At 58.4% G+C, this 22376-nt stretch carries 24 protein-coding genes; 11 read left to right on the top strand and 13 right to left on the bottom strand.

The window, feature by feature from the left end:
• Positions 1-24 precede the first annotated feature (24 nt).
• The gene (locus AADJ11_RS03545) at positions 25-771 is read left to right on the top strand and encodes a 4Fe-4S dicluster domain-containing protein (RefSeq protein ID WP_341233173.1); all 747 of its coding nucleotides are present in this window, start codon (positions 25-27) and stop codon (positions 769-771) included.
• Positions 771-1643 (top strand): DmsC/YnfH family molybdoenzyme membrane anchor subunit, encoded by an 873-nt coding sequence (locus AADJ11_RS03540; protein WP_341233172.1) that lies wholly within the window; start codon positions 771-773, stop codon positions 1641-1643. The genes AADJ11_RS03545 and AADJ11_RS03540 overlap by 1 nt, the downstream gene beginning before the upstream one ends.
• A gap of 58 nt (positions 1644-1701) precedes the next feature.
• Here the strand turns inward: AADJ11_RS03540 and dapA are convergent, their stop codons facing one another.
• A complete protein-coding gene (gene dapA, locus AADJ11_RS03535; protein WP_341233171.1) occupies positions 1702-2577 on the bottom strand; it encodes a 4-hydroxy-tetrahydrodipicolinate synthase in 876 nt (291 codons plus the stop codon).
• Positions 2578-2697: 120 nt separating this feature from the next.
• Here dapA and AADJ11_RS03530 point away from each other — a divergent pair, with 120 nt between their 5' ends.
• Positions 2698-4671 carry a transglycosylase SLT domain-containing protein gene (locus tag AADJ11_RS03530; RefSeq protein WP_341233170.1) on the top strand — a complete coding sequence of 658 codons (1974 nt, stop codon included), beginning with the start codon at positions 2698-2700 and terminating at the stop codon, positions 4669-4671.
• Here the strand turns inward: AADJ11_RS03530 and AADJ11_RS03525 are convergent.
• Both AADJ11_RS03525 and mnmD read right to left on the bottom strand, forming a co-directional pair.
• The gene (locus tag AADJ11_RS03525; protein WP_341233169.1) at positions 4636-5535 is read right to left on the bottom strand and encodes a DMT family transporter; all 900 of its coding nucleotides are present in this window, start codon (positions 5533-5535) and stop codon (positions 4636-4638) included. The genes AADJ11_RS03530 and AADJ11_RS03525 overlap by 36 nt on opposite strands.
• Positions 5532-6203, bottom strand: a complete 672-nt coding sequence (gene mnmD / locus AADJ11_RS03520; protein WP_341233168.1) for a tRNA (5-methylaminomethyl-2-thiouridine)(34)-methyltransferase MnmD — start codon at positions 6201-6203, stop codon at positions 5532-5534. The genes AADJ11_RS03525 and mnmD overlap by 4 nt, the downstream gene beginning before the upstream one ends.
• Positions 6204-6264: 61 nt before the next feature.
• Here mnmD and AADJ11_RS03515 point away from each other — a divergent pair, with 61 nt between their 5' ends.
• Complete coding sequence (locus AADJ11_RS03515) at positions 6265-7296, top strand: FAD-binding oxidoreductase (protein ID WP_341233167.1); 1032 nt, start codon at positions 6265-6267, stop codon at positions 7294-7296.
• A 14-nt stretch (positions 7297-7310) separates the two neighbouring features.
• On the opposite strand, the gene AADJ11_RS03510 is transcribed toward AADJ11_RS03515, so the two are convergent.
• From AADJ11_RS03510 to AADJ11_RS03495, 4 genes are all read right to left on the bottom strand, one after another.
• Positions 7311-7856, bottom strand: a complete 546-nt coding sequence (locus AADJ11_RS03510; RefSeq protein ID WP_341233166.1) for an NADPH-dependent FMN reductase — start codon at positions 7854-7856, stop codon at positions 7311-7313.
• A gap of 110 nt (positions 7857-7966) precedes the next feature.
• Positions 7967-8635, bottom strand: coding sequence for an OmpA family protein (locus AADJ11_RS03505; protein WP_341233165.1), 669 nt, complete (start codon positions 8633-8635; stop codon positions 7967-7969).
• Positions 8636-8753: 118 nt separating this feature from the next.
• A complete protein-coding gene (locus AADJ11_RS03500) occupies positions 8754-9629 on the bottom strand; it encodes a bifunctional helix-turn-helix domain-containing protein/methylated-DNA--[protein]-cysteine S-methyltransferase (protein ID WP_341233164.1) in 876 nt (291 codons plus the stop codon).
• A gap of 60 nt (positions 9630-9689) precedes the next feature.
• Positions 9690-10319 carry a Hint domain-containing protein gene (locus AADJ11_RS03495; RefSeq protein ID WP_341233163.1) on the bottom strand — a complete coding sequence of 210 codons (630 nt, stop codon included), beginning with the start codon at positions 10317-10319 and terminating at the stop codon, positions 9690-9692.
• A 160-nt stretch (positions 10320-10479) separates the two neighbouring features.
• Here AADJ11_RS03495 and nth point away from each other — a divergent pair, with 160 nt between their 5' ends.
• The 3 genes from nth to AADJ11_RS03480 are packed head-to-tail and all read left to right on the top strand — an operon-like array spanning position 10480 to position 12707.
• Positions 10480-11124 carry an endonuclease III gene (nth, locus tag AADJ11_RS03490; RefSeq protein ID WP_341233162.1) on the top strand — a complete coding sequence of 215 codons (645 nt, stop codon included), beginning with the start codon at positions 10480-10482 and terminating at the stop codon, positions 11122-11124.
• The gene (locus tag AADJ11_RS03485) at positions 11121-12110 is read left to right on the top strand and encodes an adenosine kinase (RefSeq protein WP_341233161.1); all 990 of its coding nucleotides are present in this window, start codon (positions 11121-11123) and stop codon (positions 12108-12110) included. The genes nth and AADJ11_RS03485 overlap by 4 nt, the downstream gene beginning before the upstream one ends.
• A gap of 3 nt (positions 12111-12113) precedes the next feature.
• Positions 12114-12707 (top strand): GNAT family N-acetyltransferase, encoded by a 594-nt coding sequence (locus AADJ11_RS03480; protein ID WP_341233160.1) that lies wholly within the window; start codon positions 12114-12116, stop codon positions 12705-12707.
• A 22-nt stretch (positions 12708-12729) separates the two neighbouring features.
• Here AADJ11_RS03480 and purU read toward each other — a convergent pair whose 3' ends face one another.
• A complete protein-coding gene (gene purU, locus AADJ11_RS03475; RefSeq protein ID WP_341233159.1) occupies positions 12730-13614 on the bottom strand; it encodes a formyltetrahydrofolate deformylase in 885 nt (294 codons plus the stop codon).
• A gap of 196 nt (positions 13615-13810) precedes the next feature.
• Complete coding sequence (locus AADJ11_RS03470) at positions 13811-14308, bottom strand: RNA pyrophosphohydrolase (RefSeq protein ID WP_341233158.1); 498 nt, start codon at positions 14306-14308, stop codon at positions 13811-13813.
• Positions 14309-14458: 150 nt separating this feature from the next.
• On the opposite strand from AADJ11_RS03470, the gene AADJ11_RS03465 reads away from it, so the two are divergent.
• The 3 genes from AADJ11_RS03465 (at position 14459) to AADJ11_RS03455 (ending at position 18545) form a co-directional block, all read left to right on the top strand.
• Complete coding sequence (locus AADJ11_RS03465) at positions 14459-16486, top strand: NADPH-dependent 2,4-dienoyl-CoA reductase (RefSeq protein ID WP_341233157.1); 2028 nt, start codon at positions 14459-14461, stop codon at positions 16484-16486.
• 63 nt (positions 16487-16549) lie between these two features.
• Positions 16550-17491 (top strand): zinc transporter ZntB, encoded by a 942-nt coding sequence (locus AADJ11_RS03460; protein WP_341233156.1) that lies wholly within the window; start codon positions 16550-16552, stop codon positions 17489-17491.
• Between the two features lie 148 nt (positions 17492-17639).
• On the top strand, positions 17640-18545 hold the full coding sequence (locus AADJ11_RS03455; RefSeq protein ID WP_341233155.1) for a LysR family transcriptional regulator: 906 nt from the start codon (positions 17640-17642) through the stop codon (positions 18543-18545).
• 88 nt (positions 18546-18633) lie between these two features.
• Here the strand turns inward: AADJ11_RS03455 and AADJ11_RS03450 are convergent, their stop codons facing one another.
• The 4 genes from AADJ11_RS03450 to AADJ11_RS03435 are packed head-to-tail and all read right to left on the bottom strand — an operon-like array spanning position 18634 to position 21571.
• Complete coding sequence (locus AADJ11_RS03450) at positions 18634-19563, bottom strand: OmpA family protein (RefSeq protein WP_341233154.1); 930 nt, start codon at positions 19561-19563, stop codon at positions 18634-18636.
• The gene (locus AADJ11_RS03445) at positions 19560-20129 is read right to left on the bottom strand and encodes a peroxidase-related enzyme (RefSeq protein ID WP_341233153.1); all 570 of its coding nucleotides are present in this window, start codon (positions 20127-20129) and stop codon (positions 19560-19562) included. The genes AADJ11_RS03450 and AADJ11_RS03445 overlap by 4 nt, the downstream gene beginning before the upstream one ends.
• Positions 20130-20141: 12 nt before the next feature.
• The gene (locus AADJ11_RS03440; protein ID WP_341233152.1) at positions 20142-20858 is read right to left on the bottom strand and encodes a GNAT family N-acetyltransferase; all 717 of its coding nucleotides are present in this window, start codon (positions 20856-20858) and stop codon (positions 20142-20144) included.
• The gene (locus AADJ11_RS03435) at positions 20855-21571 is read right to left on the bottom strand and encodes a molybdopterin-binding protein (protein WP_341233151.1); all 717 of its coding nucleotides are present in this window, start codon (positions 21569-21571) and stop codon (positions 20855-20857) included. The genes AADJ11_RS03440 and AADJ11_RS03435 overlap by 4 nt, the downstream gene beginning before the upstream one ends.
• Positions 21572-21619: 48 nt before the next feature.
• On the opposite strand from AADJ11_RS03435, the gene sfsA reads away from it, so the two are divergent.
• A complete protein-coding gene (gene sfsA, locus AADJ11_RS03430; RefSeq protein ID WP_341233150.1) occupies positions 21620-22324 on the top strand; it encodes a DNA/RNA nuclease SfsA in 705 nt (234 codons plus the stop codon).
• The last annotated feature ends 52 nt before the right edge of the window (positions 22325-22376 follow it).

Genomic DNA, 22376 nt, shown 5'->3' with positions numbered 1-22376 from the left:
CGCCACCAGCAAAGCAAACCGCACATGACCGAACTGCCAAAAACAACACAGAAAAAACTCGGCCTCGTGATCGATCTGGATACCTGTGTCGGCTGCCATGCCTGTGTGATCTCGTGCAAAGGGTGGAACACCGAAAATTATGGCGCACCGCTGTCTGACCAAGACGCCTATGGCGCGGCCCCCTCGGGCACTTTCCTGAACCGCGTGCACAGTTACGAGGTCCAACCCGACACAGGTCCCGCGCAGCTGGTCCATTTCCCGAAATCCTGCCTGCATTGCGAGGACGCACCTTGCGTCACCGTCTGCCCCACCGGGGCCAGCTACAAGCGCAGTGAGGACGGGATCGTGCTGGTCAACGAAAGCGATTGCATCGGTTGCGGGCTCTGCGCCTGGGCTTGCCCCTACGGCGCGCGCGAGTTGGACCAAGCCGCTGGCGTGATGAAGAAATGCACGCTCTGCATTGACCGTATCTATAATGACAACCTGCCCGAGGAAGACCGCATTCCTGCCTGCGTGCGCACCTGCCCGTCGGGCGCGCGACATTTTGGGGATTTGGGCGACCCTGATAGCGACGTCAGCCAGTTGGTGGCGGAGCGCGGCGGCGTTGATCTGATGCCCGAACAGGGCACCAAGCCGGTCAACAAATACCTGCCGCCACGGCCCAAAGATCAAATGCCCGAAATTGACGTGCTTGCCCCTTTCCTCGCCCCGATTGACCAAGAACCCAAAGGGTTCCTTGGCTGGCTTGACCGTACTTTGGATAGGCTCTGATGCACCCTGCACCTTCTGTCATATTTTTCAGCGTATTTTCCGGACTTGGGTTCGGCCTTCTGTTTTGGCTGGGGCTGGGCTTCCCCTCGCCGACCGGCGTTGTGGCTTTTGTGTTCTTCGCCATCGCCTATGTGCTGGCCGTCGGCGGGCTGATCGCATCCACCTTTCACCTGGGTCGGCCCGAACGCGCGCTCAAGGCGTTCAGCCAGTGGAAAACCAGCTGGCTAAGCCGCGAGGCGATCTGCGCTGTGGCGGCGTTGCTGTTTATGGCGGTTTACGGGGGCGGGGCCGTGTTCCTAGATCAGCACTGGCGCGTCATTGGCGTTTTGGGGGGCGTGCTGTCACTTGGCACCGTTTTTACCACCTCGATGATTTACACGCAGCTCAAGACCGTCCCACGTTGGCACAGCCCCCTAACCCCGCTGAATTTTCTGTCGCTTTCAATTGCGGGGGGCGCGTTGCTTGCAGGGCAAGTCACTTGGGCACTGTGGCTGATCGTGATCGCGGGCGGCATTCAACTGACGACGTGGATCATCGGCGACACACGCTTTGCGACCTCGGGAACCACCCTCGCCACGGCGACGCAATTGGGTCAAATCGGCACCGTGCGCGCGTTCGAGCCGCCACACACCGGCACCAACTATCTGCTGCGTGAATTTGTCTATGTGATCGGGCGCAAACACGCCTTCAAGCTCCGCGTTATTGCCTTGCTGCTGATGACCATCTTGCCGGTCATCCTGCTGCTGATCCCGTTTTCACATGCCGCTGGTGGATTAGCGGTTCTTGCGCATGTGGCGGGTGTGCTGACGGCGCGCTGGTTGTTCTTTGCACAGGCCGAGCATGTGGTCGGCCTCTATTACGGCAAACGTTAAAATGGCGGCGCAGGGTGAGGGTACACCTTGCGCCGCCATAGTCTAAAAACTGCGTGTATTAGTTCATCAATCCGGCGTGACGCAGACCGGCATTTACCAATGCCTTGGTGCCATCCGTCAGCGGAACCAGCGGCAAACGCACCTCGTCTGAACACAAACCCAGCTGGGCCATCGCGTATTTCACGCCAACCAAACCCGGCTCGGTAAAGATCGCTTTGTGCAACGGCATCAAAGCATCCTGAATTTTCAACGCCGACGCATAATCCCCCGCAAGGCAAAGCGCCTGCATCTGGCTGATCAGCTTGGGCGCGACATTCGCGGTTACCGAAATACAGCCAACACCGCCTTGGGCGTTGAATCCGTGCGCGGTAGCATCCTCGCCCGAAAGCTGGACGAAATCCGGCCCGCACAGCATCCGTTGGTCACAGACCCGCGCCAGATCACCGGTGGCATCCTTGACACCGATGATGCGCGGCAACTTGGCCAGCTCGGCCATGGTCGCGGGCATCATGTCCACGACCGACCGGCCGGGGATGTTATAGATGATGATCGGCAAACCGCAGGCTTCGTGGATCGCGGTGAAATGCGCGATCAGCCCGGCTTGGGTCGGCTTGTTATAGTATGGCGTTACAACCAGCACCGCATCGGCCCCGACGCTTTCGGCGTGCTGGGCCAAGCGGATGCTTTCGGTCGTGTTATTCGATCCCGCGCCTGCAACAACAGGGATGCGCCCGGCAGCGGCCTTAACCACTTCGGCGACGACGGTTTCATGTTCGGCATGGGTCAACGTGGGCGATTCACCGGTGGTACCAACGGGCACCAACCCGTTCGATCCTTCGGCGATGTGCCACTCAACCAGTTTCTTGAGCGTGTCCAAATCCAGCGCGCCGTTCATGAACGGCGTGACGAGTGCAGGCAGAGAACCTTGTAACATATGCACGCTCCTTTTCTTGCGTTGCTGGGCAGGCGCCCGGTTGCTGATTGGCGGCAACGTGAGTTGAAACCCACCCGCCTTACAGTATGCTGCATGGCTGTAGCCTTTGATCACTAGGAAATGCAAGAGATGACACGCGCCGCCTTGACGCTGATACTGCTATTCACCTTTGCTTTCCCAGCACTGGCGGAGCGCCCGCGCCCCTTGGGCTGGGCGATGAGCGCCGTACGGGCGGGCAATTGGGACAATGCAGCGCGTATTGCACAGCGTGATGGTGCAGTGGCCAAAGATATCGTCGAATGGCACCGCCTGCGCGCGGGGCTGGGCACCTATGACGATGTGATGGCCTTTCTAAAGCGTCGCCCCGACTGGCCGGGAGAGCCCTATCTGCGCATGAAATCTGAAGACGCCGTGGTCGCCCATGGTGACGCGGCTGTGCTTGCGTTCTTTGCGGGTCGGCCCCCGCAAACACCCATCGGGGTACTGGGCCATGCAACCGCCCTTAGGAACGCGGGACGTTCGGGCGAGGCGGATGCGCGGCTTGTTCTGGCATGGCGCACAATGCCGATGGATGCGGTTTCGCAAGCATTGTTTATCACCGCCCATGAACCTTTGCTAAAAACCCATCACGCTGCCCGTCTGGACGAACTGTTATGGCAGGGCGATCACGCAGGCGCGCGGCAAATGCTTGATCTGGTAAGTGACACTGATCGTGCGCTGGCAGAAACCCGCATTGCCCTACAGAACCGCCAAGACGACGTGAATAAACTGATCAATGCCCTGCCTGCCCGCATGGGCGGCGATGCGGGGTTGCAAAAAGACCGGTTTGAATGGCGTATCCGCAAAGGCTTCGAAGACAGCGCCAAGGATTTGCTGCTGTCCCAATCCATCAGCGCAGACGCCCTTGGTCAGCCAGAGGCGTGGGCCAACCGTCGCCGTGCACTGGCACGCGATGACATGCGCAATGGCAACCCCAAACGCGCCTACCAAATGGCATCGGAGCATTTTCTTGAGAGCGGATCGAATTTCGCCGATCTTGAATGGCTGTCTGGCTATATCGCGCTGCGGTTCCTTAACAATCCAAAGCGCGCTTTGACCCATTTCAAGGCCCATGACGGTGCCGTTGAATCCCCCATCAGCCAAGGGCGTGCAGGCTATTGGCAGGGCCGCGCCTTGCAGGCCATGGGCGATGCTGAGGGTGCCGCCAAGGCCTATGCCCAAGGGGCGAAATTCCAGTCGTCGTTCTATGGATTGCTAGCGGCCGAACGGGGCGGATTGCCCTTTGATCAGACATTGGCAGGGGAAAAACCAACACAGGATTGGCGCAGCTCCGCTTTGGCCCGCGCGCCGTTGTTTCAAGCGGGAATGCTGCTGCAAGCCTCTGGAGAGTTGAGCCTGGCAGAGCGGTTTTGGACCCATCTGGCAGAGCAGTTGATCCAAGATGATGCCGCCCTGCTGGGTCAGGCCGCGATTGATATGAAACAACCGCATCTGGCGGTGATGATCGGCAAGCGGGTTGCGCAGCGTGGCATTACCATCGCCGCGCCCTATTACCCGCTGCACCCCGCGATCAAGCTGGACCTGAACATGGCCCCCGAAATGGTGCTGGCCATTGCCCGGCGCGAAAGCGAATTCGACCCCGTTGTGCAAAGCCATGTGGGGGCCCGTGGATTGATGCAATTGATGCCCGGCACCGCTGATGATGTGGCGCGCGATCTGGGGATCAGCGATTTGCACACAACAGATCGGCTGACCGCCGACCCGGACCACAATGCGCGGCTGGGGTCGGAATACCTGTCACAAATGGCGAAACGATTTGACGGCAACGTCGTTATGATGTCTGCCGCTTATAACGCCGGCCCAACCCGCCCCGCACGCTGGATGGATACTTATGGCGATCCGCGCGAAGGCGACATTGATATCGTCGACTGGATCGAGATGATCCCGTTTCGCGAGACACAGAACTATGTCATGCGCGTCACCGAAAGCTTGCCCGTCTATCGTGCGCGGCTTGGCAAAGACCCCTTGCCGCGCCCCTTTACCGAGGAACTGATCGGGTCAACGCTGCTGTCTTTCACGCCAAAAGGTGAATAGGCCCGCCGCCACGATCAGTGCCGCACCGATGGCCACATTGGTGCGCACGTCCTCGCCAAAGATGCTGATGCCGATGATGCTGGCAAAGACCAGTTGCAGATAGGCAAAGGGTTGAACCGCGCTGGCCTCGGCGACCTCGTAACAGCGGATCAGCAGCCAATGGCCGGTCACCCCGGTGATGCACAGGCACCCCATGAATATCCAGTCGGTGGCGATCATCGGTTCCCAAAACCAAATCCCCGCCGCAGTCATCGCGATTGATCCCGTGACCCCGGTCCAGAAAAAGCTGGTTGCGGTTTTGTCTTTGCGGCCCACATAGCGGGTCAACAGGCCATAGACGGCAAACATGGCCGCCGCGATCAGCGGGATAATCGCAGCGGGGTTAAAGACATTCATGCCCGGTTGCAGAATGATCAAAACACCGATGAACCCCGCACCAATCGCCGACCAGCGCCGCCACCCCACGCTTTCCCCCAGCACGGGGCCGGACAGCGCAGCGACCAACAGGGGATAACAGGTAAAGACCGCATGACTTTCCACCAGCCCAAGGATGGTAAAGGCAACAATCATCACGCAAATCTCGGCCGCCAGCAGCAGCCCGCGGATGGCTTGTAGAACCGGCTGGCTGGTCTTGGCCGCGGCGCGCAGACCGCCCGCATGCCGCTTGGCAATGGCGATCACAAAGGCCGCGAAAAACCAATAGCGGATCATCACCACCATCATCACGTTATATTCCGACGCCAAATGCCGCGACAGCCCGTCTTGGACCGCAAAGACAAAGGTCGTCAGCACCATCAAGGTGATGCCAAGCGGGATGTTGTTCGACTGCGCCAGCGCCGCCGCTTTATTGGTGGCGCGGCTCATGTGCGCACCGCCTGTGTCATGTGGCGTTTGCGGCCATATCCTTGGGTGCGTTGCACCGCGAAACCCGCCGCCTCCAACGCCCGCCTGACGGCCCCCGCCGCCGTATACGTCGCCGCCGTGCCGAACGGGCCGGTGTGCCGGTATATGTCATGCAGCAACTCAGGCTCCCACAGCTCGGGGTTTTTGGCGGGTGAAAACCCGTCAAGGAACCACGCATCGGCCAAGCCATGCCAGCGCGGCACGGTTTGGCGCGCGTCACCAATGATCACATTCACCTCAAGCCCCGGAAATGACATCTCACCGCCCTCTGGCGTCCAGGCGTTCAGCAAAGCGTCGCGCCTGCCATCGAAATCGGGAAAGGTTTGGTGCGCCTGCGCCATGTCTTCACGCGACATCGGATAGGCCTCGAACGAGGTGAAACTGAGCGTGCCGCGCTGGCCCGACTGTACCCAAGCATCCCAGACCACCAGCAAATTTAGGCCCGTGCCGAACCCCAATTCACCAATGCGAAACCCGTCGCGGAACCGGCGAGGCAGGTCGTTGCCTTGCAAAAACACATGGCGGGTTTCGGCAACACCGTCCTCAAGACTGAAATAAGGATCATCGAATTTGGTCGACACCGGAACACCGCTTTCTTTCCATTCAATATCAGCTGTCTGGTTCTCCATGCGGCGGCCTTGTGCTATCGGAAGTTTTGAAAACACTGCGCAAAAACGGCGAGGATTAGCAATGGTCGAAATCACGATACGCGGCGCAGGGATTTTTGGCCTGTCGGTGGCTTGGGCCTGCGTCAAACGTGGCGCGGCCGTTCAGATCATTGACCCGTTTGGTGCCGCCTCCGGTGCCAGCGGCGGAATCGTCGGCGCATTGGCCCCGCATGTGCCCGAGAAATGGAGCGCTAAGAAAGCGTTCCAGCTGGACAGTCTTTTGATGGCCGAAACCTTCTGGCGCGAGATTGAGGCGATAGGCGGCGGCCATTCCGGTTATGCACGCAAGGGCCGCTTGCAGCCGATCATGAACGACCGTGGCGTAGAACTGGCACAGCGCCGTGCGGACGCGGCCCATGAATTCTGGCATGACAACGCGGTTTGGCAGGTCGTACAGGCCACGGGTGCCGATTGGGAACCAACAAGCCCGACCGGCTGGTTGATCTACGACAGCCTAAGCGCGCTGATACACCCCCGCCACGCCTGCGACGCATTGGTGATGGCCTTGGTGGCCAAGGGCGTTGAGATAAAGACCGAAGGGAATGATCGGGGACAAGTTTTATGGGCGACCGGCGTGGCTGGATTGACCGAGATGTCGGCCAATTACGACCGTGTTGTCGGTGCGGGGGAAAAGGGGCAAGCCGCATTGCTGGCCCATGACGCACGCGGATTGCCGCAACTGTTTGCCGATGGTGTGCACATCATTCCGCACAGCGATGGCACCGTCGCCATCGGCTCAACGACCGAGCGGTATTTCGATAGCCCCGATCAAACCGATGCGCTGTTGGATGACGTCATTGCACGTGCCCGCGCTGCGGTGCCAGCGTTGGCAGATGCGCCGGTCATCGACCGCTGGGCCGGATTGCGCCCGCGCAGTCACAGCCGCGCACCGATGCTGGGGGCGTGGCCTGACAGGCCCGGACAGTTTATCGCCAATGGTGGTTTTAAAATCGGTTTCGGCATGGCCCCAAAGATCGCCGACGTTATGGCCGATTTGCTGCTGGACGGGCGCGATATGATCCCCGATGGGTTTCGGGTGTCAGACAATTTTTAGCTGTCTCTGAAAACCTACTTGCGATCAACCTCGGCCCGCAGCGATGCCATCAATTGCGTTAACTCTTTTACGTAAATCTCGCCCGTCAAACGCCCGTTCTCGTCAAACGCGTTAGAGCTGTTGGCCAGATGGATTTCAGGGCCCTGCAAAATGCGTGGGCGAAACGGCACCATGAAACTGCGCAAAATCAGCTGCGCGCGTTCGCCGCCAGCACGACCCGCCGCAGCCGACATAACGGCCAGTGGCTTGCCATCCCATGGCTTGCTTCCGACGCGGCTGATCCAGTCCAGCGCGTTTTTCAAAACGCCGGAGGGGCCTTTGTTATATTCAACGGTCGAGATCAGGATCGCATCAGCACCCGCGATCTGATCTGCTGCTTTCTGCACCACGGCCGGAACACCAGTCGCCGCTTCGTCATCAGCGTCATAAAGCGGAAAGCGGATATCCACTTCGGTATAATCGCAAGGGCCGAAAAGACGGGCGGCCTCGGCCAACAGCATCGAATTTGTAGACCCTTTACGCAGCGATCCGGAAAATCCGATAAGTTTCAAATTGGCCATTCCAGCAATCCTTTGGGTAAAAACACTTGCACATAAAGTGTTCCATTACCCCGAAAAAGCAAGAGGCCCCGGTGGTTACCGAGGCCTCTCCTACTAAATCTCAGACGATCTTAGGACGCGTTGGGCAGAATAACGATCTCAACCCGGCGGTTCTGTGCTTTGCCGCTTGCGTTCAGATTGCTTGCAACCGGCTGGCTTTCACCCCGGCCAATCGCGCGAAGACGGCTGCTTGGAACGCCATTGTTGATCAGCACATTCGCCACAGCGCGCGCACGACCCTCAGACAGTTGTTGGTTATAGGACGCATCTCCATCGCTATCGGTATGGCCGATAATTTGCAGCGTCGAGTTGCTGTAAACGTTCACGTTACGCGCCAATGCGGCCAGATCATTCTGCATGCCAGCCTGCACGGTTGTGCTGTCTGTGGCGAACAAAATGTCTTGGGGCAGGGTTACGATCAGGCGGTCACCTGTGTTCGTGATGATCACGTTGCTGTCCAACTGGCGGCGCAAATCGGCCTCTTGCTTGTCCAGTGAATAGCCGACGCCAGCACCGATGGCACCACCGGCCAGCGCACCGACCAAGGCACCATCAGCGCGGTTACCGTCGCCTTTGGACAGGGCACCGATAACGGCGCCTGCGCCTGCACCAATCAGCGCACCATTGCGGGTTTTAGCGTTTGGATCATTGGGGTTACCGCCGATTGGACCCGGTTCACAAGCACTAAGGGCAAGCACACTGGTCAGGGCGACGGCGATTGTGGTTTTCGAAAATGTCATAGTCTCTTTCTGCCTTTGTTGGGGCCCCGTTCGGGCGAGGCATATCACCGTTTAACGCCCTACACGAAATCAGGTTCCCAAGAAAAATATTTTGGCAGAGCTTTCGGCGCCAAGCCGCCTATGCGCCTGCATCCGCGCGGGCAGATTCATAGGCCAACAGCGCCCGCTTGACCGGAATACCCCAATGATAGCCCCCCAACCCGCCCGACTTGCGCAGGGCACGGTGGCAAGGGATCAGCCAGCTGATCGGATTGCGCCCAACGGCAGTGCCCACGGCGCGCACCGCTTTGGGCGTGCCGATCGTTTGCGCGATCTCGGAATAGGTTGTGACATTGCCCGATGGGATGCTTAACAACGCCTCCCACACTTTTATCTGGAAAGGTGCGCCAATCAGATACATCGGGGCTTTGTCACCGCTGCCCGCCCGTGCACCAAAGGCGGTTTGCACCCAATCGTACAAAAGGTCGGGGTTCTCTACGAAGGTGGCGCCGGGCCAACGGCTGCGCAAATCCTCCATCGCCTCGGCTTCCCCCGTCTCGGCCGAGAATGCGAGGCCGCAAATGCCCCGATCTGTGCCCATCACCAAGGCCGGGCCAAAGGGGCTGTCGAACCAACCCCATGAGATTTCCAACCCCGCGCCTTTGCGGGCGAACTCGCCGGGGCTCATCGCTTCCCATCTTAGGAAAAGATCGTGCAACCGCCCTGACCCGGACAGCCCCAGTTCATGCGCCGTCCCAAGGGTGGTAAAGCGGTCGCGCAACAGATCCTTGGCATGGTCCAGCATCAGGTATTGCTGATACCGTTTCGGCGACACCCCCACCCAGCGCGAAAAGAGGCGCTGAAAATGGGGGGCGCTCATCCCCATTTGGTCTGCAATCTGGTCAAGCGCCAAGGGATCAGATGCGTGATCGATCAAATCAATCGCGCGGCGCATCACACCATAGTGGTAGCCATCATCAGGGGCGCGAGTCGGGGATGTAGGATCTTGTATCATGCCGCCAAACTAGGGGCTGCGCTTTGTTCAAGCGACCCGAAACTTGCGCCAAATAAAAATTCACGCGGCAAGCAGATGCAAAAGAGTTTCCTCAGGGCTTAGCAAATTACGCAAAAAACCGGCCTCTTCTTTGCTTAGACAGGTACGCGGGGACGTGGAAACACCATCGAATACCTTGCTTGCACGGCGCAGTTCCGGACTGACATCCAGCATCGACGCCGTATCGCGGCCCGTGGTTTCCGCCCAAATGCCGCATGTCATAATCAGATCGTGATGCTCTGTTATAATGTGGTGATAGCTTAGCGCGGGGGCGCCCATCTCAAAGCGCGGTGTAGACCGTCGGGACAACGCACCAATTTCAGCCATCGCTTCGGTATGACCGAAATGCCGCGCCACATAATGCGACGCAACCAGCACGTTGTGATGTGGCGACAGGCGCAGGGGTTCAACCAGCCCTTCGGGTGCGACGTTTTCCCTGGGGCGCAGATGCACGGGCGATGGCAACGGCAGGCCGTCTGGCCCAATGCCGCGCGACCGCTTGATCGCCAGGATCGGTTGTGCGCCGCGGTCGCGGGTGATGACGTGATCGCCCGATTCCAACCATTCCACCGGCAGTTCGCCATCCAATGTCATAATCATCGCGCCCGGACCGAAACCTGAAACCTTTGAAAACATCGCTTCAACCGCCATTACGCATTCCCCTATTACTGAGGGCTACCGCCCATTGCACATTACCAGCCTACTGCCCGCGCCCCCTATCTAGCGAACAGAATGTGCAAATTAGGTAAACGACCATTCTTGAACGCGCCCAGCCTTGCCCTGATTGAAAAATCCCCCCATACCAAGGCACATGGCCAAACCCCTTGATTATCATACCATCCGAGAGATCTTTACCCGGTTTCAGGCAGCAGATGCCGAACCGAAGGGTGAACTGGATCATACAAATGTATACACTTTGCTGGTTGCCGTAGCGCTTAGCGCGCAGGCAACTGATGCGGGGGTCAACAAGGCCACAAAATCCCTGTTCCAGATCGTCGAGACGCCCCAGCAGATGCTTGACCTTGGGTTGGAAGGGCTGACGGATCACATCAAATCCATTGGTCTGTTCCGCCAAAAAGCCAAGAATGTCATGAAGCTAAGCCAGATTTTGGTCGATGACTATGACGGTATCGTGCCAAACAGCCGTGCGGCCCTGCAATCGCTGCCCGGCGTCGGGCGCAAGACGGCAAATGTGGTTTTAAACATGTGGTGGCATTACCCCGCCCAAGCCGTCGATACGCATATCTTTCGCGTGGGCAACCGCACGCGCATCTGCCCCGGGAAAACGGTTGATGCGGTTGAACGCGCCATCGAAGACAATATTCCCGTTGATTTTCAACAACACGCCCATCACTGGATGATCTTGCACGGTCGGTATCACTGCAAAGCGCGCAAGCCGCTGTGCAGAACCTGCATCATCCGCGATCTCTGCCCCTACGAGGACAAAACTGAATGACCCAATATGAAGTGGTTGGTATCGGCAACGCCGTTGTCGATGTAATCTCGCATGCCGATGATGCGTTTCTTGGCGAAATGAACATCGAAAAAGGCATCATGCAATTGATCGAGCGTGACCGCGCCGAAGACTTGTATGGTGCGATGAACGACCGAGTGCAAACCCCCGGTGGATCGGTCGCCAATACGATTGCTGGCATCGGCGCGCTTGGCCTGCCGACGGCATTTATTGGCCGTGTGAACGATGATGATCTGGGCAAATTCTATGCGCAATCCATGATCGACGGCGGCACTGATTTCGTGAACGCGCCCGTCGCGGGCGGTGATCTACCCACCTCGCGTTCGATGATTTTTGTATCGCCCGACGGCGAGCGGTCGATGAACACCTATCTGGGCATCTCGACCGATCTGGGGCCTGCGGATGTGCCCGATGCGGTGGCACAATCGGCCAAGATCATGTTCCTTGAGGGGTATCTGTTCGACAAGGACCAAGGCAAGCAAGCCTTCCTGGAAGCCTCGCGCCTGACCCGTGCCGCGGGCGGCAAGGCCGGTATCGCGATTTCCGATCCGTTTTGCGTTGATCGTCACCGCGACGATTTTCTGCGCATGATCGCGGACGAGTTGGACTATGTGATCGGCAACGAGGCCGAGATCAGATCTCTGTTCCAGACCGACGATCTTGAGGAAGCACTGGCCAAAACATCCGCGATATGCGGCATGGTTGTCTGCACACGTTCCGGCGATGGCGTCACGCTGATCCGCGACGGTGAACGTGTCGAAGTCCCCGTGACCAAGGTCACCCCCGTAGATGCAACAGGCGCGGGCGATCAATTCGCTGCGGGTTTCCTGTTTGGTATGGCCACAGGGCGTGATCTGGAAACCTGCGGCAGAATGGGCCACATTTGCGCGGCCGAGGTCATCAGCCACGTGGGCCCCCGCCCACAAACCGACATGATGACCCTATTCAAAGAACAAGGATTGGTGTGATCTATGCTGACTGATGGATATCACGACGTGCCGGATGGCAAACTGGCGATGGTTGTGACCCATCTTGAGATGCGTGCGGCACCCGCTCTGCGGCCTATAGAATTGCCCGATGGCGTATCCCTGCGACAAGTCGCCCCGACGCTGGAATGGTACCGTGACGTCTTTGACCGGGTTGGCGCACAGCATTGGCTGTGGTTTTCCCGGCTTAAGATGTCTGATGCTGATCTGGCTGCAATTCTGACAGATACCGATAGAGTCTATTATACCCTTGGCAAAGACGGCCAGGACGAAGCTTTGCTTGAGCTGGATTTCAGCCAATCCGGCGAATGCGAGCTGGCGTATTTCGGCCTCACGCCAAAACTGATTGGTGCGGGTGCAGGTCGTTTCCTCATGAACCACGCGATTGCCACCGCGTGGTCGCGGGACATCACCCGTTTTCACCTGCACACCTGTACCATCGACAGCCCGCAGGCCTTAGCGTTCTATCTTCGTAGCGGGTTTACCCCGTACCGCCGCCAGATCGAAATTGCTGACGATCCACGCCTAACGGGCCTGCTGGACAGCGACGCTGGCCCACATGTGCCGATCATCGGCTAAGGGGCCACGCAGGTCGGGGTGATTACCCCATCCGTTCCGATGCGTATGATCCGGGGGATGCAGGGAACACGACGGTCTTGTTGCCGTTCAAAAACACCCGGCGGTGAATATGCGCGTGGATGGCACGGGCGAGTACCTGACTTTCCACATCGCGGCCCAGTGATACGTAATCATTGGCCGATTGGGCATGGGTTACACGCACGATATCCTGCTCGATAATCGGGCCTTCATCCAAATCGGCGGTCACGTAATGCGATGTCGCACCGATCAATTTCACCCCACGCTGGAACGCCTGTTTATACGGGTTCGCCCCCTTGAAGCTGGGCAGGAAAGAATGGTGGATATTGATGATCCGCCCCGACATCTTCTGGCACATCTCGTCCGACAGGATCTGCATGTAGCGCGCCAGCACAATCAGCTCGGCCCCCGCATCTTCGACCACAGCCATGATCCGCGCCTCGGCGTCGGCTTTGTTTTCCGGCGTGACCTTGATGCAGTGGAACGGAATGTCGTTGTTCACGACGACCTTTTGATAGTCCATATGGTTGGACACCACGGCAACGATATCAATGGGCAGCGCGCCAATGCGCCAGCGGTATAGCAAATCGTTCAGGCAATGCCCGAACCGCGACACCATGATCACGACCTTCATCTTTTCGGTCTGGTCGTGGAAATCATAGGTCATGTTGAAAGGGCTGGCCGTGGCGGCGAAACCATCGGCCAACCGGTCCAGATCAACAACGTCGTCACTTTCAAAGCTGACGCGCATAAAGAAATTGCCGGTTTCCTTGTCGTCGAACTGGGCACTGTCGGTGATGTTACAGGCATTATCGGCAAGGTAATTCGCAATCGCGGCGACGACCCCACGGGTCGAAGGACATGCGACGGTAAGAGCAAAGTTTTTCATGGGTTCAGGTCCAGTCAGAAAGGAAGCGGCACATGGCTTCGACGGGCCTGTGTTTCCCAAGCCGTTTGCGCGGTCAATAGACGCATATGCAATTGCCGCGCCAAAGCAGCATCACGCGCGCCCTTAAGCGACGCGGTGGTTTCCGATCATGCACAATGGGCGGCATTTGCTACGAAATAAGCAGTATGAAAACCGATCAGATATCGGCGGGTGTAATATGCGGGCGGAACGCGGCCACGACGGCCTGATAGACCTCGCGTTTGAACGGCACGATATTGTCCACCAGATCATCAACAGGCAGCCAACGCCATTCTGAAAACTCTTGATGATCGGTTTCCAGATTAACCTCGGAATCCTCACCATGAAAGCGCAACAGGAACCATTTTTGTTCCTGCCCGCGATAGCGACCTTTCCAGATGTTGGGCACCAGATCATGCGGTAGATCATAGGGCAGCCAGTTTTCAGTCTCGGCCATGACAGACACGGAACCGGAGCGAATGCCGGTCTCTTCCTCAAGCTCGCGCAGGGCGGCGGCCTTGGCCTCTTCGTCTTTGTCTACGCCACCTTGCGGCATCTGCCATGCGTCTTGGTCCCGGTCCCTGCGCTGCCCAACAAAGACATGGCCATCGGCATTCATCAGCATCACGCCGACACAGGGGCGATAGGGCAGTTTGGCGATTTCTTCGGGTGTCATGGCGGGGCCTTTGGGTTGTCTCGGTTCAGCGCGGGCCTATCACAAAAGCCCGCCCGATGTATATTGGCTTACGCAGCGTTGTGCGTGACAGATGCCAGCGCTTAAGATGAAGTCAGTCGCAACGTCCCCATCCTTCGAAAGGTTCGCCCCATGTCCGACTATCCACACCTGCTGGCCCCGCTTGATCTGGGCTTTACCACATTGAAAAATCGCGTGTTGATGGGGTCGATGCACACGGGGCTTGAGGAAACGCAGGATTGGAACCGCGTCGCTGAATTTTACGCGACCCGCGCGCGTGGCGATGTGGGGTTGATGGTCACTGGCGGCATCGGCCCCAACCCCGAAGGGTCAGTGGCCCATGGGGCGGCGATGATGACCTCGCAAAAGGATGTCGATAACCACAGCATCGTGACCCAGCGTGTTCACGAGGCTGGCGGTAAAATTGCGATGCAGATCCTGCATGCAGGTCGCTATGCGTTCAGCCCCGATTGCGTGGCCCCTTCAGCGATCAAATCCCCGATTTCAATGTTCGCCCCCAAAGAACTGGACGCGGAAGGCATCGAAAAACAGATCAGCGACATCGCCGCCTGCGCCCTGCGCGCCAAGCAAGCAGGCTATGACGGGGTCGAGGTGATGGGGTCCGAGGGATATTTCCTGAACCAGTTTTTGGTCACCCACACCAACAAGCGCGACGATGAATGGGGCGGGTCCTATGAAAACCGCATGCGGCTGCCAGTCGAAGTCGTACGCCGCGTGCGCGACGCCGTCGGCCCTGATTTCATCCTGATCTACCGCTTGTCGATGATCGACCTGATCCCCAACGGATCAACATTTGAAGAAGTCGTGCAGCTTGCCAAAGCGGTCGAGGCCGCAGGTGCCACAATCATCAACACCGGCATCGGTTGGCACGAGGCCCGCATTCCAACGATTGCCACGTCCGTTCCCCGCGCCGCATTCGCTTGGGTCACAAAGAAACTGATGGGTCAGGTGAGTATTCCGCTGATCACCTCGAACCGGATCAACACGCCCCAAGTCGCCGAAGACGTGCTGGCCGAAGGCTGCGCCGACATGGTGTCGATGGCGCGACCGATGCTGGCGGATGCTGATTTCGTGGCCAAGGCGGCGGCGGGCAAGGCTGATCAGATCGCGCCCTGCATTGCATGTAACCAAGCGTGTCTGGATCACACTTTTGGTGGCAAAATCTCGACCTGTTTGGTGAACCCGCGCGCCTGTTACGAGACTGAGTTAAAGGTAGAGCCGACGACCGATGTCAAAACAATCGCGGTTGTCGGTGCTGGCCCTGCCGGTCTGTCGGCGGCCATCACAGCGGCTGAACGGGGTCACAAGGTTACCGTCTTTGACCGCGCGTCCGAAATCGGCGGACAGCTAAACCTTGCCAAGCAAGTCGCGGGCAAAGAGGAGTTCTGGGGCCTTGTCGATTGGTACCGTGCGATGGTCAAAGAACATGGCGTGACCGTCAAACTGAACACCGAAGTGTCCGCCAATGATCTGGGGGATTTCGACGAAGTAATTATCGCCACCGGCGTCGTGCCCCGCGACCCACAAATCCCCGGCCAAAACACCGGCAATGTGGTCAGCTATATCGACATCCTGAACGGCAAGGTGACGGCGGGCCACAAGGTTGCAGTCATCGGTGCGGGAGGTATCGGCTTTGACGTGTCCGAACATCTGGTTCACGACGGCGACAGCACCACCACGAACCTGCCCGAATGGATGAAGGAATGGGGCGTCACCGACCCTGCCGACCACCGCAGCGGTCTGGCCCCCGAAGGGCCGCAACCCCACGCCCCCGCGCGCGAGGTCACGATGTTGCAGCGCAAGGCCACGAAGGTCGGCAAAGGTTTGGGCAAGACGACAGGCTGGATACACCGTGCATCGCTGACCATGAAAAACGTCCAGATGATTGGTGGCGTGAATTACGAAAAGATCGACGCAGACGGGCTGCACATCAGCTTTGGCGAAGCACGCGAGAAACCCCAGCTGATCGAGGCGGATACGATTGTACTGTGCGCGGGCCAACTGTCGGATCGGTCCCTTGCAGACGCGCTTGAGGCGAAAGGCATCCCTTGTCACGTTATCGGCGGGGCCGATGTCGCGGCAGAGCTGGACGCGAAACGTGCGATTAATCAGGGAACACGGCTCGCCGCGGCGCTGTGATATTGCCCTTGGGCCGATAGGGTGCGAAACTTTGCTTTCAAAAGCAGTTAGAAAGCGGACCCCATGCCCATTTGCGTTTTTGATATTTATCCCGACGGCACCGCGACGGTGCCGACGGACACCAATCTAACGGGTCCGGGTGCCTATCGATGGTGGCATTTCGACCTGACGGACGAGATGCTTGAACCTTGGGCACGCGAAAATCTGCATGACATCCCTGCCGGATCGTTGGTTCAAAAACAAACGCGCCCCCGCTGTGACCAGTTCACCGGCGGGCTGATCCTGAACCTGCGCGGCATCAACATGAACGAGGGACAGGCAGCCGATGAAATGGTGTCGGTCCGCATGTTCATCGAATCCGACCTGTTGATCACCGTCCGCCGGAAGAGAGTATTCGCCCTCGAAGCAATCCGCCGATTGGCCGAAGCGCAAAATGCCCCGCCCAGCCCTGCCGTGTTTCTAGAGGATCTGGTGGGTCGGCTGACCCGGCGGGTTCAGGAACATGTCGAAGGCATCGATGAACAGACCGAGTTCTTTGAGGTGGATTTGGAAGACAAAGACACGCCAATGCCGCGCGAATTGCCAGAAATCCGCCGCAGCGTGATCCGGCTGCGGCGCTATCTTGATCCGCAACGCGCAGCACTTAGCAAACTTGCCGCCCTTGATATCCCCCTGATCCCGGAGAACAGCCAGCTTGAACTGCACGAACAGGCCAACAGCGCGCTGATCGCGGTTGAGGAACTGGACGAGCTGCGAGACCGTCTTGTGTCGGTGCAAGAAGAACATGACGTCCACGTTGCCCAACGCCAAGCACGCCATGGGTATGTGCTATCTGTGGCAGCTGCCCTTTTTCTTCCGTTGGGATTTATCACCGGATTGTTTGGCGTAAACGTCGCTGGCATGCCCGGCATTCATTCCCCTTGGGCCTTTGCGTTTTTATGTCTGGGTATCTTCGTTCTGGCGGTCTTGATGTTCGCGTTGCTTAGAAAGCTGCGGTGGATCTGATACGCCTGCGAATGCGCGTAACTTGCGATTGTTTCCCTGACGCAAACAATCCACGCAATAACCTTTCTACTGACCCACCCCTGCCGTGATCTTGCCCGATTTGACCCGCATATCTCTGCAAACTCAGATGATAGAAAAGGGGACGGCAATGGACCGCCTGACAGAAATGGAAGCATTCGCCACCGTCGTGGATCAGGGTGGTTTTACGGACGCGGCCAAGAAAATGGGCATCTCGAAGTCTGCCGTATCCAAACATGTATCCTCGCTTGAGGCACGCCTTGGCGCGCGCCTGCTGAACCGCACTACCCGCCGCGTCAGCCCCACGGAAATCGGCCTTGCCTATTATGACCGCGCCCGCCGTGTGTTGAATGATGCAGGCGAAGCAGATGCGCTGGTCACGTCAATGCAATCCGCGCCTTCGGGCCTTTTGCGCATTTCAGTGGCGACGGATTTCGGGGTGAACCACCTCTCCCCCGCTCTGTCCGGTTTTCTTGAGGAATTTCCAGACATCACCGTGAACATGGTTCTGAACAACCGCTACGTTGAATTGATCAGCGAAGGGTTTGATATGGCCGTCCGCATCGGAGAGCTAGAAGACAGCACCCTGCGCGCCCGCAAACTGACCGAAACCACCAAACGCATGATTGCGTCGCCGGGGTATTTCGAAAAATACGGCCGCCCTGAAAAGATCGACGATCTGAACGACCACAAGCTGTTGCACTATTCGAACCAATCCAGCGGAAACATGTGGAAACTGACCTCGCCATCGGGCGAAAAGCGTCAGGTGCGCACTGCCGGCTGGTTGTCTGTCAATGACGGGCAATCCCTGTTGAACGCCGCAGTTTCGGGCCTTGGCATCGCATATCTGCCCAGCTTTCTATACGCTGATGCGATGGCAAAAGGCCTTGTCGAAGATGCAATTCCCGAGCTGCCCTTGGAAACTCAGGGCATATATGCCGTTTACCCACCAGGCCGTTTTACCCAACCCAAGGTCCGCGCGTTCATTGACTTTCTGGCGCATGAATTTGCAGACAAAGGCCCGAACGACTGGTAAATAGACCCTGCGACGCAATCGGCCCAAGCAAGATGAAATCAACCCTCGCTCACCACTTAGGTAGCGAGGGTTTATCATTTCTTGAACGTCAATCCCGCGACAGCAAGACCGCTTCGACCCTGCGGTTATCCTCGCGCCCTTGCGCGGTCAGGTTTGATGCGACCGGGGCAAGATACCCCATACCTTCAGCCTCGATCTGGGCCGGGGGAATGTCGTATCTCTCGATCAATCTGTCACGTACAGCGGCCGCGCGACTGCGCGACAAGGCAATGTTCGGCTGCAACGACCCAACGCTATCGGTATGCCCGACCAGCGCAATCCGGACCGTCGGCTGATCCTTTAGAAACGCGGCGAGCCGTTCAAGCGCACCTGCACCGGCATCGCCCAATGTGGCCGTGCCCGACGTGAAATCCAGCCCGCCCAATACCGCATGTCCTTGGCCAAGCAACGCGTCGGCCAGCGTGTTCCCATCCGCAGTTGCCACGGGCACTTGGATACCCTCGTTTGGCACCTGCGCGGCCTTCACCGCATCCGCCTGAATAATCTGCACATAGGCCGAAGACGCCGCCGTGCTGGCCAGCACAGTTACAATGGACGTCGGGGCCGACAACGGCCCCTGCACCGCGGTCACAAACTGATAGGACCGAATGTTGACGTACATATTCGGCCCTGGCATCGTTTCGGTGGCAAAGCGAAAATCAAACCCGCCACAGGCGACTGCGCCGCAATCCAGCACGATGTCATACCCAGCCTCAGTCAGTTGTGACCGAAGCGGGCGCAGCACTTGCAAGGGCGTCAACCCTAACGCCTCAAGCCGCCACGCGGAACGCGCAACGTTCCCCTCAACAGTCACTGTATTCAGGGCACCGTCCGCAAATGGGCCAATCGGCGCTACATAGCTGTCAGGTCCAGTATTTCGCTCAACCGTTAGGCGCGCGGATTGCGGCAATGACAGCTCTACCGCTGCGGCAGGCATCGCCAATGCCAGCAAAGCAAAAGCTGTGGCGCGCAGGATCATCTGAACTGCGCGTGATAGGCTTCGTTAGGTTTCATATTCGTGGCGCTGGCCACACGGTTGGTCATGTTAAAGAACGCCGCGACCGATGCGATGTCAAAGATATCGCGGTCCGTGAAACCCACATCGCGCAGGGCCTGACGGTCGGCTTCGGTGGTTTTGGCGCTGGCCACTGTCAGGTTTTCGGAAAATTCCAGCATCGCGGTTTGCCGTGCATCCAATTCAGCGACACGCCAGTTCATCACCATCTGTTCGCCCAAGATCGGGTTGCCAGAAAGCTGCCGCACGGCAGCCCCGTGCGCCGTCAGGCAATAGTAACATTTGTTCACCGACGACACGACAACCGCGATCATCTCGCGCTCAAGCTTGGACAGGTTCGACGCGCCCAACATCAGATCGTTATACATCGCGGTAAAGCTGTTCAGCTTGTCGATATCAAACGCGTATGTCTGCAAAACATTCGGGATCATGCCCAGCTTTTCCTGACAGACATCAAAGTATTTTTGCGTGGCTTCGGGCAGCGGATCAACCATCGGCAGATCAAGGGCGGTTGGGGCGTCATTTGCCATCGGATGGCTCCTTTATTCAGCGGGTTGCCGATAATGATAGTCGCCCACATGGGCAAAGCCCAGCCCTTGATAAAGCCGGTTCGCGGGCGCATTCGCCTTTGTGCAAAGAACCGCCACATGGCTCGCACCTTGGGCCTGCGCCCACGTGGCCGCGCGGCGCATCATCCACTTGCCGACGCCCATACCACGTTGATGTTCCAGCACCTCGACAGCATGCACCATGCACACGCCATCGTGGATCGCGGCAAAGGCCACGCCGCCGGGCTTTTCCTTCCAGCGCGACAATATCGCTGTCTTTTTCGCGGCGCGACGCATTACATCGATACGGGCCGGACCAATGCCGCCCTTGGCCCAAATCTCGAGCATGATGGCCAGAGGTTCCCAAATCTCGAACGCGGTGACAGGGGGGATCGGCACGTCGGTCAGCCCTTCGACGGGCAGGATATAGATGTTCACGGGATCAATGATCTCGTACCCCTGCGCGGCCAGTTCAGCGTCCAACGCATCATCGCCCTGCCGGATCATGAAAAGCGGCGTTTGGTTCATCGCGCGCATGGCGGTCTCGGCAACACCGATATCCGCGCCCGCGCTGGCCTGCGTCGCCGCAGAGGCACGTTTGCCCCCACCTTGCCCGTCGCGCAGGGTCCAGCCGTTTTCGGTCCAGCGCCGCGCGGCGGGCCAGGTTTGATCAATCACCTCGTAAAGTTGGGGAATATCCGGTGCCGTCAAAATGCCGCCTCCAGCTTTTTCATAGCGGCATCGATGTCGGCCTGATTGCTCCCCCGGATCACAATATGCGCACCGTATTTGCCATCTTTTTGAAACGGATATGATCCGATCGACAGGGCGGGATGATCCTTGGCGATTTGCCCCAGTGGCCCGGCAATATCGCCTTCGCCACGGTCAATGCGCAATGTCGCGCTTAGCAGTGGCGCGCCGCCGGTCAGGGTGGGCAGCACGGTGGCCACCATCGCCTCGAACACAGACGGAACACCTGCCATCACATGCACATTCTCAAGCTTAAAGCCGGGTGCCGCCGAAACCGGATTATCAATCAACAGCGCATCATCAGGGATACGGGCCATCCGCAACCGCGCCTCGTTCAGCTCAGTACCGGATCGCGCGTAATGCGCCGCCAGAATGGCACGGGCGTCGTCGCGCACGTCGATATGTTTATCAAAGGCCGCCGCGATGCAATCGGCGGTGATGTCATCATGGGTCGGCCCGATACCACCGCTGGTGAACACATTATCATAGGCTTTTGACATCGCCTGAACCGCCGCAATAATTGTGCCATGTTCGTCGCCGATCATGCGGACTTCCTTTAGGTCGATCCCCACGCTGGTCAGTTGCCCCGCCAGATGGTGCATATTGCTGTCGCGCGTGCGCCCCGACAGAATTTCGTCGCCGATCACAATCATGGCTGCGGTGGGGTTTGGCATGGGCCTGTCTCCTTGAGGGGGCTGTGATTGAGGTATAGGTCACACCCTATGCGCTTTCAAACTGAACTTGTCCCCGCCCGCCTGATCCGCCGCTACAAACGGTTTCTAGCCGATTGCACATTGGAAGATGGCCGCGAAGTGACCGCCCATTGCGCCAACCCCGGTTCAATGATGGGGCTGGCCGACCCCGGCATGCGGATCTGGCTGGAGCCCAATGACGATCCCAAACGCAAGCTGAACTATGGCTGGCGCTTGGTTGATCACGAAAACGGGCATTTCACGGGCGTTGATACGGCCCTGCCCAACCGCGCGGTCAAAGCTGCGCTGATCGCGGGGCAAGTACCCGCACTGGCAATGTACAAAACCGTTAAGCCTGAGGTGAAATACGGTGGAAACTCGCGCATCGATTTCCTGCTCACGCAACCGGGTCTGCCAGATGCCTATGTTGAGGTGAAGTCAGCAACCCTGTCACGCTCCCCCGGATTGGTGGAATTCCCCGACAGCGTGACAGCACGCGGGGCAAAACACTTGACTGAACTGGCGCAAATGGCGCGGGCCGGGCACCGTGCCGTTTTGCTATATTTGGTACAACGAACCGACTGCACCGCCTTTTCCGTCGCCCGCGATATTGACCCCGCATATGCCGCCGCTTTCGACGCTGCGCGGGCCGCAGGGCTGGAAACATTGGTGATTGGCACCCATATCAGCCCTCAACAGGTGACTTTGGGCACAGAGTTGGCCCTAAAGGGTTGACCTGCACGGACCCTTGGACCATCCCGAACGAAACAAAATAGACCTACGGAGA

This window comes from uncultured Sulfitobacter sp. (assembly GCF_964021855.1).
In the GTDB taxonomy this organism is placed as follows: domain Bacteria; phylum Pseudomonadota; class Alphaproteobacteria; order Rhodobacterales; family Rhodobacteraceae; genus Sulfitobacter.
This window is presented reverse-complemented; position numbering and strand designations above follow the sequence as displayed.